The following is a 16,967-nucleotide window of genomic DNA, read 5'->3' as shown; positions in this document are numbered from 1 at the left end:
GCCAAGCGCTTCTTGCGGGCCGTTTTGTTTGGCGATTGCCTGAACGTGTTGCACACGACAGAAAGTCTCCCAGCCATCCGAATCGCAATGCGGCAGGCGGCGGCCACTTTCTCTCACGGAGACCACCATGACCGACAAGCTCATCATTTTCGACACCACCTTGCGCGATGGCGAACAATCGCCCGGCGCCTCGATGACCCGTGAGGAGAAGCTGCGCATCGCCCGCCAGCTCGAGCGCATGAGGGTGGACGTGATGGAGGCGGGCTTTGCTGCATCGTCCAATGGCGACTTCGAAGCCATCAAGGCCATCGCCGATGTCATCAAGGATTCCACCGTGTGCTCGCTGGCCCGCGCCAATGACCGCGACATCTCGCGTGCCGCCGAGGCCCTCAAGGGTGCCAATGCCTGGCGCATCCACACCTTCATCGCGACCAGCCCCCTCCACATGGAGAAAAAGCTGCGCATGTCGCCCGAAGAAGTGCTGGAGCAGGCCAAGCGCTCGGTGCGTTTTGCCCGCAACCTCACCAGCGATGTCGAGTTCTCGGCCGAAGATGGTTATCGCTCCGAGATCGATTTTCTGGCCCGTGTGTGCGAGGCCGTGATTGCCGAGGGTGCCACCACCATCAACATCCCGGACACGGTGGGCTATGGGGTGCCGGAACTGTATGGCAACTTCATCAAGACCTTGCGCGAGAAGGTGCCCAACTCGGACAAGGCCATCTGGTCCGTGCACTGCCACAACGACCTGGGCATGGCCGTGGCCAACTCGCTGGCCGGGGTGAAGATCGGCGGCGCTCGCCAGGTGGAATGCACCATCAACGGTCTGGGCGAACGTGCGGGTAACTGCGCCATGGAAGAAATCGTCATGGCGGTGCGCACCCGCCGCGACTACTTCGGCCTGGAGGTGGGCATCGACACCCAGCAGATCGTGCCGGCTTCTCGCCTGGTGTCCCAGACCACGGGGTTTGTGGTGCAGCCCAACAAGGCGGTGGTGGGTGCCAACGCCTTTGCCCATGCCTCCGGCATCCACCAGGATGGCGTGCTCAAGGCGCGCGACACCTACGAGATCATGCGTGCCGAAGACGTGGGTTGGGCCGCCAACAAGATCGTGCTGGGCAAACTCTCGGGCCGCAACGCCTTCAAGCAGCGCCTGGAAGAGCTCGGCATCGACCTGGACTCCGAGACCGAAATGAACGCCGCGTTCGCCAAGTTCAAGGAGCTGGCAGACCGCAAGAGCGAAATTTTTGACGAAGACATCATTGCCCTGGTCGGCGACGAGAGTGTGACCAGCGAGCAAGAGCATTACCGACTCTTGTCGCTGTCGCAGCACTCCGAAACTGGCGAGCGCCCACAGGCCAGCGTCGTCTTTGCGGCGGGCAGCGCCGAGCACAAAGCCAGCAGCCAAGGCAATGGGCCGGTGGACGCCAGTCTCAAGGCCATCGAGTCTGTCGTGAAAAGTGGCGCGGAAATCGTCCTGTACTCCGTCAATGCCATCACCTCGGGAAGCACAGAATCCCAAGGTGAAGTGACCGTTCGGCTGCAACATGGCGGCCGCGTGGTCAATGGGGTTGGCGCTGATCCGGACATCGTGGTGGCCTCCGCGAAGGCCTATCTGGCAGCCTTGAACAAGCTGCACAGCAAGGCTGAGAAGGTGGCGGCACAGGGTTGACCCTGGGGCAGGTGGTCTGGTGTGACAGACCACTTTATAAAAGGCGCGTAAGTACTTGATCTTGCGCGTTTTTTATATACACTGAGGCCAAGACGAAGGGGCTGTGCCGTGCGTAATCCGTTGCTGACGTTCAAAAGGCTCACACAACTGCTGTTGTGTGCGGTCACCTTGGGTTTGTGGTGGCCCGTGATGGGGCACGCTGCGGCAGAGCGACCGTCTACCCAGTCGGCCAAGGTCAAGAAGTCTGACACCAAGGCCAAGGTGCGTGCCTCCGAGGCCAAGTCATCCAAGGCCAAGCGCGACGACAAGCGCCTGGCCAGCAAGGTCAACAAGGCCAGCAAAGCCAAAAAGGACGACCGCCTGGCCAAGCGCAACGCCCAGCGCGCCGATCGGCGTGTGGCCAGCAAAAAATCAAGTTCCAAAGCCAATACCCGCCAGGCGCGCGTGTCTCAACGCAACATCCTGGTGGCCAGCAAAACACGTCCTGCCCAGGTTGAACGCGCCGCGCTGGTGACCCCAGTGGCCGCTGCCTTGCCAGCCTTTGCGCCGATGACGGTGTCGGCCGACATCGTGCCGCGCTCACCGGCCAGCAGCATGGCGCAAGACAGCCAACTGCAGCGTGCGTCGTTTGGTCGCCTCTACGGCCTGCATGAAACGCGCGATCCGCTGGAGTTGCAGTCCAGCGTGGCCCTGGTGGTTGACCAGGACACCAACGAAGTGGTGTTTGCCAAAAACTCCGATGCCGTGCTGCCCATTGCCTCGCTGACCAAGCTGATGACGGCCCTGGTGGTGACCGAAGCCCAGCTGTCGCTCGACGAGATGCTCACCGTCACATCGGACGACGTGGACACGATCAAGCACAGCAGCTCTCGACTGCCGGTGGGGGCCACCCTCACGCGGGGTGAATTGCTGCACCTGGCCTTGATGTCATCTGAAAACCGGGCCGCCCACGCCCTGGGGCGAACCTACCCAGGTGGCTTGTCGGCCTTCGTCAGCGCCATGAATGCCAAAGCGCGTCTCATCGGCATGCACGATTCGCGTTTTGCCGATCCGACCGGCTTGAGCAACCTCAATCAGTCCAGTGCTCGTGATCTGGCCACCCTGGCGCGCTTTGCGTATCAGAACCAGCTCATTCGAGAGCTGTCCACATCGCCCGAACACGCGGTGTCGATCGGCCATCGGCAACTGCAGTACCGCAACACGAACAGCCTGGTGCGCAGCTCCGATTGGGACATCGGTTTGCAGAAGACCGGCTACATCGTTGAAGCCGGGCGCTGCCTGGTGATGCAGGCGCGCATGGCGGGCCGCAAGTTCATCATGGTGTTTCTTGACTCGGCAGGCAAGCGTGCCCGCTTGTCAGACGCCGAGCGCATTCGCCGGTGGATCGAGATGGCCGCCGAAGAAGGCTCGCTGGGCGTGTACCTTCCCCGGGCCAAGCTCACGTCCTGAGCCGTGCTGGCTGAGCCACCTGGTGTGGGCGGCTCAGGCGGATGAACCGGCGTGGCCCAGAGCGGCCGACACCTGACGGGCAGCAGCCTTGAGGTGCTCAATCCAGTCCGCTGGGCACAGTCGATTGCTCAGGTGCAGGCACAGGCTGGCGCACACCTGCCCCTGATCGTTCAGCACCGGGGCCACCGCATGGTGCGGCTGTGCGTCGTCCGCGTGTTCCAGGTCCATCAAAACACCGTGTTGGCGCAGCGTCGCGAGGTCTGACTGCACGGTTTCCAGGCGGGTGCCTTGTGATTGGGTGAGTGCGTGCACGGTGAGGGTGCCGTCGTCCAGCAGAAGCACTCTGCCTATCACGTGGCTGCACAACGGCAGCCGCACGCCATTGACCCGCGCCACACCAATGCCTTGACGTTCCACGGTCGTGCGTTGAGCGCACACGGCATCGTCATCCTGCCGGACATACAGCGACACGGTTTGTCCGGTTTGGCGGTGCAGTTCCTGCATGGATCGTGCGGCCAGATCGCGCACATCCAGCCGGGCCCTGACCAGGTTGCCAAAGGCCATCATCTTCAGGCCCAGGCGGTAGGCCCCGGGCCCCGATCGCTCCACCATGCCCCCGCAGGCGAGGTCGTTGAGGATTCGATGTGCGGTCGACGGGTGCAGTCCGGTGCGCTCGCTGATCGATTTCAGTGACATGGAGCCGCCTTCATGGGCGAGGGCGTCCAACAGCGAGAACATTCTGCCGATCACCTGGATCGATGTGTTGTGGGGACTCGGATCGCTCATGGGGGTTTTCCTCTGTGGGAACGGTTTTTAGAAAGTGAGATCCCTCATCAATCGGCGAAAAAACGGTGGGCTTGAGTGCACTTCCGGTTTTGCATGGTGGCTTATTTGGCATTTCATACACCCATGAGCTCTGAACAAATGACATCGGCGCGGTGGTGCGCCCGAGCACGTCTGTGCAGCGTGCTGCTGGCTTTGTGGCTGGGCGGGCTGCAGGCCTCTGTGGGGTGGTGTGCTTCTGCCGGCGAGGTCGTGGATGCGGCGCCTCAGGCCTCTGACGCAGGCAGCGCACCCGAGGGGGATGGCGATGAGGCCAGCGGTGAGGCGGCTTTGCCGCCCTGGAGTGTCATGCCCAGGCGCCAGTGGATGCGCGCCCCCAGGGTGCTGGGCCGCCTGTCCGCCCGTGACCTTGGCCTCGTCATCAACGAGGACGATCCCTATTCGGTTCAGGTGGGCGCTTACTACGCGCGCATGCGACAGATACCGCCGGAGCGCATCCTGAGGGTGTCCCTGCCGATCAAGGGCACACTGAGCGCGTCAGAGTTTGCGCAACTCCAGTCCCGCGTGGATGGGTTTTTTGGAGACCGGGTGCAGGCTCTGGCCCTGGCCTGGAAGCTTCCCTTTGCCGTCGATTGCAATTCCATCACCGGGGCGTTGACCATGGGCTTCGACCCCAGCTTGTGCCAAACCAGCACTTGCGCCAGGTCCAGAAACTCACCGTATTTCGGCTCGGCGTCGTTGCGCCCCTGGCGCGATCATGGCATGCGCCTGAGCATGTTGCTGGCGGCGCCCGATGTGGCCCAGGCCAAGGCCTTGATCGACCGCGGGGTGCAATCGGATGGCACTTTGGGGCTCAAGGGGGCTGCACCAGCGCAGGTGCATTTCGTCACCACCAGCGACAAAGTACGCAGCGTGCGTGAGCGGCTGTTTCCGCCTGCCGGACTGGTGCCGCCGCTGGGCGTGTCGGTGTCGCTGGACAAGACCGACGCGCTGCGGGGTGTCGACCGAGTCATCATGTACCTGACCGGCGCGGTCGATGTGCCCTATCTGAACGAGGTCCGGTTTCTGCCTGGCGCCCTGGCAGACCACCTGACCTCGTTTGGCGGGCTGCTGGACCGTCCGAGCGGCCAGATGTCGGTGTTGTCCTGGATCCAGGCGGGCGCCACGGCCACGTACGGCACCACGAGCGAGCCTTGCGCGCACCTGCAGAAGTTTCCTCATCCCCAGTTTTTGTTGCTGTTTTACGCACAAGGCGTCACCGCCATCGAGGCCTATTGGCGCAGCGTGTTGTGGCCCCAGCAGGGCCTGTTCGTGGGCGAGCCATTGGCCGCGCCCTTCGTGCCGTGGAGCATCAGCGCCTCCCGGCGCTGAGCGGCTCATTCATGCCAGTCCGCCCAGTCCCCACCTGGTTTGCCAGGTCAGCCAGGCCTTGCGCAGCGGCGTGAGCACCATGCGCTGGTGCAAGATGGTGTCGCCGCCATGCCCGACCTCGGTGGCCAGCGCGTGGGCGCACCGCGCCAGGGCCAGCAGCGGCAGCAAGTGGTGGCGCTGCGCGGGAGGCAGTTGCTGAGCCTGGCGCCACCCGGCGGCCAGCGCATCCTGCGCAGACGTCGTCAGGCTTTGCAACAACCCCGGCCAGCCTTCGGGTGCGACCGTGCCGGGGCGGCTGAGTTGGTGCGCCTTCACATCGTGCCGTTGCAGCAGGTCGATGCCGATCATCACCCAGCCTGCGCGGGCGTCCTGCCCCAGCCGGGCCAGCAGGTGGGCCCGCCGGATCCCGACACCCAGTTGATGAGCCGCCTCCAGCGCTTCGGCTGAGGTGGCCCCACACAGGCGGGCCCACAGGCGTGCAGCCTGACCCGTGGTGGCATCCACATGCTGATCCAGCGTGCTTTGGTCGAGCCACCGGTTCTGGTGGGCCAGTTGTGTCCAGCCTGCGAACTGGGATTTCCACATGGCGGCATCCGGCCAGGGTTGCGACGTGCCCTGAAGCTCGCGCACCAGCACCTGCATCAGCGGGTGCTGAGGGGCTTGGCCCTCCGCTGCACGCTGCCATTCTTGTTGCCACCAAAGCAGTTTGGCCTCGGCGATGCCCGGGTCGCTCATGTTCAGCGGAATGCGCGCCATGGTGAGCCACACCTGCAAGGCCGCATGGATGAGGGGTCGTCGACGTGGGGGAACCAGTTGCAAGGCATAGTGCAGACTGGTTCCGGTGCGCAGAGGCGGGGCCAGATCATCGCCTGGCGTGGGGTCGGGGGCAGATGTGGACATGGTGTGTGAGTTCAGGGCGCCATTGTCGCAACACATTGCATTGACAGCGCTGGATGGCTTTGCCTACATTACTGACCGCTCGGTCAGTTATTGACCTGTTCCAGTTCATCTCATGATCATTTCACCTTCTCACAGGGCTTTGTTGTCCCTGAGCCTGGCCTTCGTCGTGTTGTTGTCCGCCTGTGGCAAGCCTGCAGAGACACCGCAGCCGGTTCGCGCCGTTCGCACGATGATCGTCAACGATGTGGGGGGCTCCAGCGAACGCGAGTACTCAGGCGAGGTGAGGGCGCGTGTGGAGTCCCAGATGGGCTTTCAGGTGCCCGGCAAAGTGGTGCGCCGGCTGGTCAACGTGGGCGATGTGGTCAAACCGGGGCAGGTGTTGGCCGAACTGGACCCGTCCGATCTGAAGTTGGGTGCTCAAGCGGCCATGGCGGCCCTGGCGGCGGCCCAGGCCCAGGCCAGTCAGGCCGAGGCCAACCTCAAGCGCTTCACCGAACTGCAGCAGCAGGGGTTCATCAGCGAAGCCCAATTGGACACCTACGTGACGGCAGCGCGTGCAGCGCGCGCGCAACTCGACCAGGCTCGGGCGCAGTCCGGCGTTCAGTCCAACCAAGCCCGGTATGCCCGTTTGATGGCCACCGCCGCCGGTGTGGTGACGGCCGCGATGGTCGAGCCCGGTCAGGTCGTCAGCGCTGGCATGCCGGTGATCACCCTGGCCCATGACGGTCCACGTGACGTGGTGTTCTCCGTGCCTGAAGATCTGGTGGACGCCGCGCGCGCTTTGCTGGGCAAGTCGGGGGTGGTGAGTGTGCGACGTTGGGGCACCTCAGAGTGGCTGCCCGTGGTGGTTCGGGAGGTGGCATCGTCGGCCGATCCTCTGGCGCGCACGTTCCAGATCAAGGCTGATCTGGGCAAGGCCCCTTTTGCCCTGGGGCAAACGGCCACCGTGCGCATCCAGGCGCCTGCCCGGGTGGCCACCGGCCTGCACGTGCCCTTGCACGCCGTGGCCGAGCAGGGGGGGCGCTCGGTGGTCTGGCTGCTCAATCCATCGGCGATGACGGTGCAGCCGGTGCCGGTGGTGCTGGGCGACGTGCTGGGCAACATCGTGCTGGTGGCGCAGGGTCTCAAGCCTGGTCAGGAAATCGTCACTGCAGGGGCGCACGTGCTGCAGCCAGGGCAGAAGGTCAGGCGCTATGACCCCACGGTGGCGCCACAGGCACCGGCTTCCGCCGCCTCTCAACCCTGATCCCGGTCATCGACAGAATCCGAGCACCGCATGAGCATGCCCGACCACGAGGGAGCGCCGTCTGGCGCCTCGCAGCCGTCCGACCGCGGCGGCCGTTTCAATGTGTCCCGATGGGCCCTGGAGCATCCAGCCCTCACGCGCTACCTCATGGTGGTGCTGATGTTGCTGGGCGCCGCCGCTTACTTCCAGCTTGGACAAGACGAAGATCCCCCTTTTGCATTCCGCATCATGGTGGTCAGTGCGTTTCTGCCAGGGGCCACAGCCCAGGAAATGGCCGAGCAGGTCACTGACAAGATCGAGCGCACGCTGCAGCAGGTGCCTTACGCCGACAAAATCCAGTCCTACACCAAACCGGGTGAGTCCTACACCCTGCTGTTGGTCAAGGACTCATCGCCTCCGGCCGAGATTCCCAACCTCTGGTATCAGGCGCGCAAGAAAATTGGCGACATGCGCCACACCTTGCCCCAAGGCGTGGCAGGCCCCTTCTTCAATGACGAGTTCGGCGACGTCTACGGCTCGATCTACGCGCTGTCTGCCGACGGCTTCTCGCAGGAAGAGCTCAGGCGCTTCGCTGACGATGTGCGCTCCGAGCTGCTGCGGGTGCGCGGTGTGGCCAAGGTCGAGATGTTCGGTGTACAGCCCGAGAAGATCTACATTGAGCTGCCGGCGCTGAAGCTGGCTCAACTGGGCGTCAGCGGTGCCAGCATCGTGGCGCAGCTCAATGCCCAGAACGTCATTGAAAGTGGTGGCACGCACACCAGCGACAAGATCAGTGTGCCGGTGCGCGTGGATGGCGCCCTCAGGTCGGTGGATGACCTCAAGCAACTGCCCATCCGTGCGGTGGACCAGCGCACGGGTGAAGGCCGCAACCTGAAGCTCGGCGATGTGGCTGTGATACGGCGCGCCTACCAGGAGCCGCCAGCGCCCAAGGTGCGCCACCAAGGGCAGCAGGTCATTGCGCTGGGCGTGTCGATGGCCAAGGGCGGCGACATCATCGCGCTGGGCAAAGCCCTGCAAGCCACCACAGAGCGTTTGCGTCACCAACTGCCCGTGGGCATCGAACTCTCGCAGATTCAAAACCAGCCGGCGGCCGTGTCGGCCTCGGTGGGCGAATTCGTGAAGGTGCTGATCGAGGCCGTGGTGGTCGTGCTGGTGGTCAGCTTTCTCAGCCTGGGGCTGCACACCAAGCCGCTGCGCCTGGACATCTGGCCGGGCCTGGTGGTGGCCATTTCCATTCCCCTGGTGTTGTCGGTCACCTTCCTGGTGATGTACTTCTGGCACGTGGGCTTGCACAAGATCTCGTTGGGCGCCTTGATCATCGCGTTGGGCTTGCTGGTGGATGACGCCATCATTGCTGTGGAGATGATGGTTCACAAGCTGGAAGAGGGCTACGACAAGTTTCGCGCAGCGATCGCCGCGTACGAGATCACGGCCATGCCCATGCTCACCGGCACGCTGATCACCGCGGCGGGCTTTTTGCCCATCGGCATGGCCAACTCGGCGGTGGGTGAATACACCTTTGCCATCTTTGCCGTGACCGCCGCGGCGCTGATCATCTCGTGGTTCGTGTCGGTTTACTTTGTGCCGTACCTGGGGCTGCGCTTGCTCAAGGTCCGTCCCAAGGTGGCTGACGGCGCCGGCCACCACGACCTGTACGACACGCCGTTCTACAACCGGTTTCGCGCCCTGGTGACGTGGTGCGTCACCCACCGGTGGATCACGATTGGCATCACCATGCTGGCCCTGGTGCTGGGTGTCATGGGCATGGGCAAGGTGCAGCAGCAGTTCTTTCCCGACTCCAGCCGTCCGGAGTTGATCGTTGACCTGTGGATGCCGGAGGGCTCCAGCATCCATGCCACGGAAGAGGTTGCCAAGCGGTTCGAGGCCCGCATGATGAAAGAGGCGGGGGTGAAGACGGTCAGCAGCTGGATTGGCTCAGGCCTGCCTCGGTTCTACCTGCCCATGGACCAGATCTTCCCGCAAAGCAACATCGCTCAGGTGGTGGTGCTGCCCGACGACCTCACCCAACGCGAGGCCCTGCGGCGCCGCTTGCCCGAAGTCCTGGCTGCCGAGTTCCCCGAAGCCCGTGGGCGGGTGCGTCTGCTGCCCAACGGTCCTCCTGTGCCCTATCCCGTGCAGTTCAGGATCGTGGGGCCTGACATCCAGGTCCTGCGGGCTTATGCCGAACAGGCGAAGAACCTGCTGCGCGAGCATCCGGACCTGTATGGCGTGAACGACAACTGGAACCAGTCCATCAGGGCCGTTCGTCTGGTGGTGGACCAGGACAAGGCGCGCGCGCTGGGCGTCAGCACGCAGTCCATCGCGCAATCCAGCCGGGTTCGCAACACCGGCAATGTGGTGGCGCAGTACCGGGAAGACGATCGCCTCATTGACATCGTGTTGACGGCCCCATTGTCCGAGCGAGAAACCCTTGAAGACCTGGCCAGCGCTTATGTGCCCACGGCCAGCGGCCGCATGATCCCGGTCAGCCAGGTGGCCAAGCCCCAACTGGTGTGGGAGCCCGGCGTGCTGTGGCGCGAGGGGCGTGAGTTCGCCATCACGGTGCAGGCCGATGTGCGCGATGGCGTTCAGGGCCCCACCGTCAGCCTGGCCCTGTGGCCCCGCCTGCAAGCCCTGCAAGCCGAGATGCCGCCGGGGTACCGTGTCGAGCTGGGCGGCACGGCCGAAGAAAGCTCCAAGGGCCAAGGGTCCATCTTTGCCAATGTGCCGGTGATGCTGTTCATCATCTTCACCCTGCTGATGCTGCAGCTGCAAAGCTTCTCTCGGGCCATGCTGGTGTTTCTCACGGGGCCCATGGGCATCGTCGGGGTCGCTGCCGCCTTGCTGCTGCTCAACCGGCCGTTCGGCTTCGTGGCCATGCTGGGCGTGATCGCCTTGACGGGCATGATCATCCGCAACTCCGTCATCCTGATCGACCAGATCGAGAGCGACCGTGCGCGCGGAGTCCCGGACTGGCAGGCTGTGGTGGACGCTGCCGTCCGCCGGTTCCGCCCCATCGTGCTGACGGCGGCGGCCGCTGTGCTGGCCATGATTCCGCTGAGCCGAAGCGTGTTCTGGGGCCCCATGGCCGTGGCCATCATGGGGGGGCTGATGGCCGCCACCGCCCTCACGCTGCTGGCCCTGCCGGCCATGTACGCGGCGTGGTTCAGGGTGAAGCGTCCGGACTGAGTCGCTGATGGGGGCAGTTCTTGCCCTTACAATCATGGGTTCTGTACGAATTGCCTGTCCGGGCCTGGCCCGGGCACTCCTGGTCAGTGCGCGGGTGGCGAAATTGGTAGACGCACCAGGTTTAGGTCCTGACGCCAGCGATGGTGTGGGGGTTCGAGTCCCCCCCCGCGCACCAGACTGTTTTCTGTTCAATCCAATCTGAGAGTTCACATCATGGCGATCACCGTGGAGACCCTCGACAAGCTGGAGCGCCGCATCACGCTGTCGCTGGCAGTCGACGTCCTCAAGAACGAAGTCGATGCCCGACTGAAAAAGTTGGCCCGCACCACCAAAGCCGACGGTTTCCGTCAGGGCAAGGTGCCGATGAACATCGTGGCACAGCGCTACGGCATGTCCGTGCAGTACGAAGTCGTCAACGACAAGCTGGGCGAAGCCTTTGCCCAGGCCGCTCAAGAAGCGCAACTGCGCGTGGCCGGTCAACCCCGCATCGCTGAAAAAGAAGGCGGCCCGGTGGAAGGCGTGCTGCAGTTCGACGCCACATTCGAGGTGTACCCCGAAGTGACCGTTGGCGATCTGGCCAGCCTGGACATCGAACGTGTGGCGGCAGACATCGACGACGCGGCCATTGACCGCACGGTCGAAATCCTGCGCAAGCAGCGCCGCACCTTCAATCAGCGCGCAGCTGATGAAGGCGCTCAGGATGGTGACCGCGTCACCATCGACTTCGAAGGCAAGATCGACGGCGTCGCCTTCGAAGGCGGCAAGGCTGAAGGCTTCCAGTTCCTGGTGGGCGAAGGCCAGATGCTCGAAGCCTTCGAGAAGGCCGTGCGCGGCATGAAGACCGGCGAGTCCAAGACCTTCCCGCTGAAGTTCCCGGACGACTACCACGGCAAGGATGTGGCCGGCAAGGAAGCCGATTTCCTCGTCACCGTCAAGAAGGTTGAAGCTCAGCAACTGCCTGAAGTCACTGAAGACTTCATCAAGGGCCTGGGCCTGGCCGATGGCTCGCTGGACAGCCTGCGCGCCGACATCAAGAAAAACCTGGAGCGCGAGGTCAAGTTCCGCGTGGCCGCCCGCAACAAGGCTGCCGTGATGGAAGGCCTGCTGAAGGTGGTGTCTTTCGATCTGCCGCAGTCGCTGGTGGCGGCTGAAGCCGATCGCCTGGTGGAACAGGCCCGCGCCGATCTGAAGGCCCGTGGCATGGCCGACGCCGACAAGGCGCCGATTCCTGCTGAAATGTTCCACCCTCAGGCCGAGCGCCGCGTGCGCCTGGGTCTGACCGTGGCCGAGCTGGTCAAGGCCAACAACCTGCAAGCCAAGCCCGAGCAGCTGCAAGCCCACATCCAGGAGCTGGCGCAGAGCTACGAGCAGCCCGCGCAAGTGGTGGCCTGGTACATGAGCGACCGTCAGCGCATGGCCGAGGTCGAGGCCGTGGTGATCGAGGCCAATGTGGCTGATTTTGTTCTGTCCAAGGCCAAGGTGACCGACAAGTCGCTGAGCTTTGAAGAGCTGATGGGCCAGCAAGGCTGATCACGCCCGTGGCGAAGACACCCCTTGGGGTGTCTGATGGCACCTGCAATCCCGAGTGGAGGCAGGTGCTTTTTGTTTTGTGACAACGTTTCGCTGCCGTGGCGCAACGCTTTGACGACAGGCGAGGGCAGGCGTCTTTTCCTCGCATCGGAGCGTGCGTTGTGCACGTCATAATGAATCGAACTGTCTTATGCCCGCTGCAGTGGTGCGGGTCAACCTTTCCGAGGAAGCACATGAGCGCACTGGACATTCAGAACCTGGGCATGGTGCCCATGGTGATCGAGCAATCCGGCCGTGGCGAGCGCGCCTACGACATCTACAGCCGCCTGCTGCGCGAGCGCGTGGTGTTTCTGGTGGGTCCGGTCAATGATCAGTCGGCCAACCTCGTGGTGGCGCAGCTGTTGTTCCTGGAAAGCGAAAATCCTGACAAGGACATTTCCTTCTACATCAACTCGCCCGGTGGATCGGTGAGCGCAGGCATGTCGATTTTCGACACCATGCAGTTCATCAAGCCTGACGTGTCTACCCTGTGCATGGGCATGGCCGCGTCCATGGGCGCGTTTTTGCTGGCCGCGGGCGCCAAAGGCAAGCGGTTTGCCTTGCCCAACAGCAAGATCATGATCCACCAGCCCCTGGGTGGTACACAAGGCCAGGCCACCGACATCGAAATCCACGCCCGCGAAATCCTCAAAACCCGCGAGCAATTGAACAAGATTCTGGCCGATCGCTCGGGGCAAACGCTCGAGAAGATCCAGGCCGACACCGAGCGCGATTACTACATGTCTGCGGCCGAGGCTGCAGACTACGGTCTGATCGACAAGGTGCTCGAAAAGCGCCAATGAAGCGGATGGCAGGCGAGGGTTTGACCGGATGACTGGGGAAATGCCCCAGCACCCGGGTCCAGTTCACCCAGACCAGCCCTCGCTCAATTGACTTATCATCTTTTTCACCCGCCGCTTCCTTGACAGGCCGCACCATGCCAGAGAAAAAAGGCTCCTCCAGCGAAAAAATCCTGTACTGCTCCTTCTGCGGGAAGAGCCAGCACGAGGTCAAGAAGCTGATCGCCGGCCCGTCTGTGTTCATCTGCGATGAATGCATCGAGTTGTGCAACGACATCATCCGTGACGAGGTGGCTGCAGAAGCCGAGCAATCGCGCCCCGCCAAGAGCGATTTGCCCACGCCGTCCGAAATCAAGACCACCCTGGATCAGTATGTGATCGGGCAGGACGCGGCCAAGCGCACGCTGTCGGTGGCGGTGTACAACCATTACAAGCGGCTCAAGCACATGGGCTCGGGCGAGGGCAAAAAGCCCGACATCGAGCTCTCCAAGAGCAACATCTTGCTGATCGGGCCCACGGGTTCGGGCAAGACCTTGCTGGCGCAAACCCTGGCGCGCCTGCTCAATGTGCCTTTCGTGATCGCCGACGCCACCACCTTGACCGAAGCCGGTTACGTGGGTGAAGACGTCGAGAACATCATCCAGAAGCTGCTGCAAAACTGCAACTACGAGGTGGACAAGGCCCAGCGTGGCATCGTCTACATCGACGAAATCGACAAGATCTCGCGCAAGTCCGACAACCCCTCCATCACGCGTGACGTGTCGGGTGAGGGTGTGCAGCAAGCCCTGCTCAAGCTCATCGAAGGCACGATGGCCTCGGTGCCCCCGCAAGGTGGCCGCAAGCACCCGAACCAGGATTTCCTGCAGATCGACACGACCAACATCCTGTTCATCTGCGGTGGTGCGTTTGACGGCCTGGAGAAGGTCATCCAGAGTCGCTCGGTCAAATCGGGCATTGGCTTCGGTGCCGAAGTGCAGAGCAAGGAAGAACGCAAGGTGGGTGAGGTCTTCCGCGAAGTCGAACCCGAAGACATCATCAAGTTCGGTCTGATTCCCGAACTGATCGGCCGGATGCCGGTGGTGGCCACCTTGGGTGAATTGACGGAAGACGCCATGGTGCGCATCCTGACCGAGCCCAAGAACGCCCTGATCAAGCAGTACCAGCAATTGCTGCAGATGGATGGGGTCGAGCTGGAGATCCGGCCGGCCGCGTTGTCGGCCATCGCCCGCAAGGCGCTGGCGCGCAAGACCGGTGCCCGTGGCCTGCGGTCCATCCTGGAACAGGCCTTGCTGGACACCATGTTCGAATTGCCCGCCAAGGAAGGTGTGCAGAAGGTGGTGGTGGACGAGTCCACCATCGAAGAAAACGCTCAACCCCTGCTCGTGTACCGGGAGCAAGCGAAAGCCAGCGCCTGACGCATGTCAGTGGCGCTAGGGTGAGTCTGGCGCGCATCGTTGCGCCAGATGCCTGGCCACCCTTGTGATTCGTGGACAAGGCCCCAAGTAGGCATCAGAGAAAGTGAGCCATCATGTCAGGACATCCCATTCTTCCCTCTGATCCCATCACGCTGCCGCTGCTGCCTTTGCGTGACGTCGTGGTCTTCCCCCACATGGTGATCCCCTTGTTCGTGGGGCGCCCCAAGTCCATCAAGGCCCTCGAGTCTGCGATGGAAGCCGGCAGGCAGATCATGCTGGTGGCCCAGAAAGCCGCCGGCAAGGACGAGCCGACGGCGGAAGACATGTTCGAGATCGGTTGCGTGTCCAGCATCCTGCAGATGCTGAAGCTCCCTGACGGCACCGTGAAGGTGCTGGTGGAGGGGGTGCAGCGCGCCAACACCGTCTCGATCAGCGATGAGGGTGAGTTCTTCACCGCTGTGGTCGAGCCCGTGCAGCCGGAAGGCGAGCCCTCGCCCGAGGTTGAGGCCCTGCGCCGAGCCGTCACTCAGCAGTTTGACCAATACGTCAAGCTCAACAAGAAGATTCCCCCCGAGATCCTCACCTCGATCGCTGCGATCGATGACGCAGGTCGCCTGGCTGACACCATCGCCGCGCACCTGCCGCTGAAGCTGGAGAACAAACAGGCCGTGCTGGACCTGTTCTCGGTCAGCAAGCGCCTGGAGCGTCTGCTGGAGCAGCTGGAGCACGAGGTCGACATCCTGCAGGTGGAAAAGCGCATCCGTGGCCGCGTCAAGCGCCAGATGGAGAAATCCCAGCGCGAGTACTACCTCAACGAGCAGGTCAAGGCCATCCAGAAAGAGCTGGGTGAGGGCGAAGAAGGCGCCGATCTGGAAGAAATCGCCAAGAAGATCGAAGCCGCCCGCATGCCCAAAGAGGCTCGCAAAAAGGTTGAAGCCGAGTTCAAGAAGCTCAAGTTGATGTCACCGATGTCGGCCGAGGCCACGGTGGTGCGCAACTACATCGACACGCTGGTGAACTTGCCCTGGAGCAAGAAGTCCAAGGTCAAGCACGACCTGACCCTGGCCGAGTCGGTGCTCAATGAAGAGCACTACGGCCTGGACAAGGTCAAGGAACGCATCCTTGAGTATCTTGCTGTGCAACAGCGCGTGGACAAGGTCAAGGCGCCCATCCTGTGCCTGGTTGGCCCCCCTGGCGTGGGCAAGACCTCGCTGGGCCAGTCCATCGCCCGTGCCACCGGCCGCAAGTTCGTGCGCATGGCTCTGGGCGGCGTGCGCGACGAGGCCGAGATCCGTGGTCACCGCCGCACCTACATCGGCTCCATGCCGGGCAAGGTGCTGCAAAGCCTGTCCAAGGTCGGCGTGCGCAACCCGCTGTTCCTGCTCGACGAGATCGACAAGCTGGGCATGGACTTCCGGGGCGACCCCTCATCGGCGCTGCTGGAGGTGCTCGACCCCGAGCAGAACCACACCTTCGGTGACCACTACATCGAGGTCGACTTCGACCTGTCCGATGTGATGTTCGTGGCCACCTCGAACTCGCTGAACATCCCGCCGGCACTGCTGGACCGGATGGAAGTGATTCGCCTGGCCGGCTACACCGAAGACGAGAAGGTGCACATCGTTCAAACCTACCTGCTGCCCAAGCAGATCAAGAACAACGGTGTGAAGGACGGTGAGCTGGAAGTCGCTGAAAGCGCCATCCGCGGCATCATCCGCTACTACACCCGCGAGGCCGGCGTGCGCTCGCTGGAACGCGAGGTCTCCAAGATCTGCCGCAAGGTGATCAAGGGCTTTGCGCTCAAGCAGTTCACCGAGAAGGTGGTCGTCACCGACGAGAACCTGCATGACTTCCTGGGTGTGCGCAAGTACAGCTACGGCGAGGCCACCAAGGACAACCAGGTGGGTCAGGTGGTGGGCTTGGCATGGACCGAAGTGGGGGGCGATCTGCTCACCATCGAGGCCGCGATCATGCCGGGCAAGGGCAACATCATCCGCACCGGTCAGCTGGGCGACGTGATGAAGGAGTCGGTCGAGGCCGCCCGCTCGGTGGTGCGTTCACGCGCCCGCCGCCTGGGCATCACCGATGACCTGTTCGAGAAGCGCGACATCCACATCCACGTGCCGGATGGCGCCACGCCCAAGGACGGACCGTCTGCCGGCATCGCGATGACGACGGCTTTCGTGTCGGCCCTCACCGGCATCCCCGTGCGTGCGGACGTGGCCATGACGGGTGAGATCACACTGCGTGGCGAGGTCACGGCCATCGGGGGCTTGAAGGAAAAGTTGTTGGCTGCTCACCGCGGTGGCATCAAGACGGTGCTGATCCCTGAGGAGAACGTCAAGGACCTGGCCGAGATCCCCGAGAACGTGAAGAGCTCGATCGAGATCGTGCCCGTGAAGTGGATCGACAAGGTGCTGGAAGTGGCGCTGGAGTCGCAGCCTTCTCCGCTGCCTGACGAGGAAACCAAGGTCGAAGCCAAGCCCGAGACCAAGGAAGCCGCGTCGGCTGTTAGCAACGAGGTGTTGAAACACTGACACACCCAGCGAAGGCTTGAGCGACACATCAAAAATGTT

Annotated in this window: 11 protein-coding genes and 1 tRNA gene; 10 read left to right on the top strand and 2 right to left on the bottom strand. The window is 63.1% G+C overall.

Going from position 1 to position 16,967, the window contains the following annotated elements; translation table 11 throughout:
• The first annotated feature begins 127 nt into the window (after nucleotides 1–127).
• Both WNB94_RS02255 and WNB94_RS02250 read left to right on the top strand, forming a co-directional pair.
• Nucleotides 128–1,669 carry a 2-isopropylmalate synthase gene (locus WNB94_RS02255; protein ID WP_341388105.1) on the top strand — a complete coding sequence of 514 codons (1,542 nt, stop codon included), beginning with the start codon at nucleotides 128–130 and terminating at the stop codon, nucleotides 1,667–1,669.
• A gap of 108 nt (nucleotides 1,670–1,777) precedes the next feature.
• The gene (locus tag WNB94_RS02250; protein ID WP_341388104.1) at nucleotides 1,778–3,118 is read left to right on the top strand and encodes a serine hydrolase; all 1,341 of its coding nucleotides are present in this window, start codon (nucleotides 1,778–1,780) and stop codon (nucleotides 3,116–3,118) included.
• Nucleotides 3,119–3,151: 33 nt separating this feature from the next.
• Here the strand turns inward: WNB94_RS02250 and WNB94_RS02245 are convergent, their stop codons facing one another.
• Nucleotides 3,152–3,856 (bottom strand): IclR family transcriptional regulator, encoded by a 705-nt coding sequence (locus tag WNB94_RS02245; protein WP_341389917.1) that lies wholly within the window; start codon nucleotides 3,854–3,856, stop codon nucleotides 3,152–3,154.
• 171 nt (nucleotides 3,857–4,027) lie between these two features.
• Here WNB94_RS02245 and WNB94_RS02240 point away from each other — a divergent pair, with 171 nt between their 5' ends.
• Nucleotides 4,028–5,272, top strand: coding sequence for a TIGR03790 family protein (locus tag WNB94_RS02240; protein WP_341388103.1), 1,245 nt, complete (start codon nucleotides 4,028–4,030; stop codon nucleotides 5,270–5,272).
• A gap of 9 nt (nucleotides 5,273–5,281) precedes the next feature.
• On the opposite strand, the gene WNB94_RS02235 is transcribed toward WNB94_RS02240, so the two are convergent.
• On the bottom strand, nucleotides 5,282–6,172 hold the full coding sequence (locus WNB94_RS02235) for a phytoene/squalene synthase family protein (RefSeq protein ID WP_341388100.1): 891 nt from the start codon (nucleotides 6,170–6,172) through the stop codon (nucleotides 5,282–5,284).
• Between the two features lie 112 nt (nucleotides 6,173–6,284).
• Here WNB94_RS02235 and WNB94_RS02230 point away from each other — a divergent pair, with 112 nt between their 5' ends.
• From WNB94_RS02230 to lon, 7 genes are all read left to right on the top strand, one after another.
• Nucleotides 6,285–7,418: an efflux RND transporter periplasmic adaptor subunit gene (locus WNB94_RS02230; protein ID WP_341388099.1), complete on the top strand. Its 1,134-nt coding sequence runs from the start codon at nucleotides 6,285–6,287 to the stop codon at nucleotides 7,416–7,418.
• A 36-nt stretch (nucleotides 7,419–7,454) separates the two neighbouring features.
• Nucleotides 7,455–10,607 (top strand): efflux RND transporter permease subunit, encoded by a 3,153-nt coding sequence (locus WNB94_RS02225; protein ID WP_341389916.1) that lies wholly within the window; start codon nucleotides 7,455–7,457, stop codon nucleotides 10,605–10,607.
• A gap of 88 nt (nucleotides 10,608–10,695) precedes the next feature.
• A tRNA-Leu gene (locus WNB94_RS02220) sits at nucleotides 10,696–10,782 on the top strand.
• A 38-nt stretch (nucleotides 10,783–10,820) separates the two neighbouring features.
• A complete protein-coding gene (gene tig, locus WNB94_RS02215) occupies nucleotides 10,821–12,137 on the top strand; it encodes a trigger factor (RefSeq protein ID WP_341388098.1) in 1,317 nt (438 codons plus the stop codon).
• Nucleotides 12,138–12,370: 233 nt separating this feature from the next.
• Entirely contained in the window at nucleotides 12,371–12,979 is a 609-nt protein-coding gene (gene clpP / locus WNB94_RS02210; protein ID WP_341388097.1) for an ATP-dependent Clp endopeptidase proteolytic subunit ClpP, read from the top strand.
• Nucleotides 12,980–13,113: 134 nt separating this feature from the next.
• The gene (gene clpX, locus WNB94_RS02205) at nucleotides 13,114–14,391 is read left to right on the top strand and encodes an ATP-dependent Clp protease ATP-binding subunit ClpX (protein WP_341388096.1); all 1,278 of its coding nucleotides are present in this window, start codon (nucleotides 13,114–13,116) and stop codon (nucleotides 14,389–14,391) included.
• A 113-nt stretch (nucleotides 14,392–14,504) separates the two neighbouring features.
• Nucleotides 14,505–16,928, top strand: coding sequence for an endopeptidase La (gene lon / locus WNB94_RS02200; protein ID WP_341388095.1), 2,424 nt, complete (start codon nucleotides 14,505–14,507; stop codon nucleotides 16,926–16,928).
• Nucleotides 16,929–16,967: the final 39 nt, after the last annotated feature.

Source organism: Aquabacterium sp. A3 (genome assembly GCF_038069945.1).
GTDB lineage: Bacteria > Pseudomonadota > Gammaproteobacteria > Burkholderiales > Burkholderiaceae_C > Aquabacterium.
This window is presented reverse-complemented; position numbering and strand designations above follow the sequence as displayed.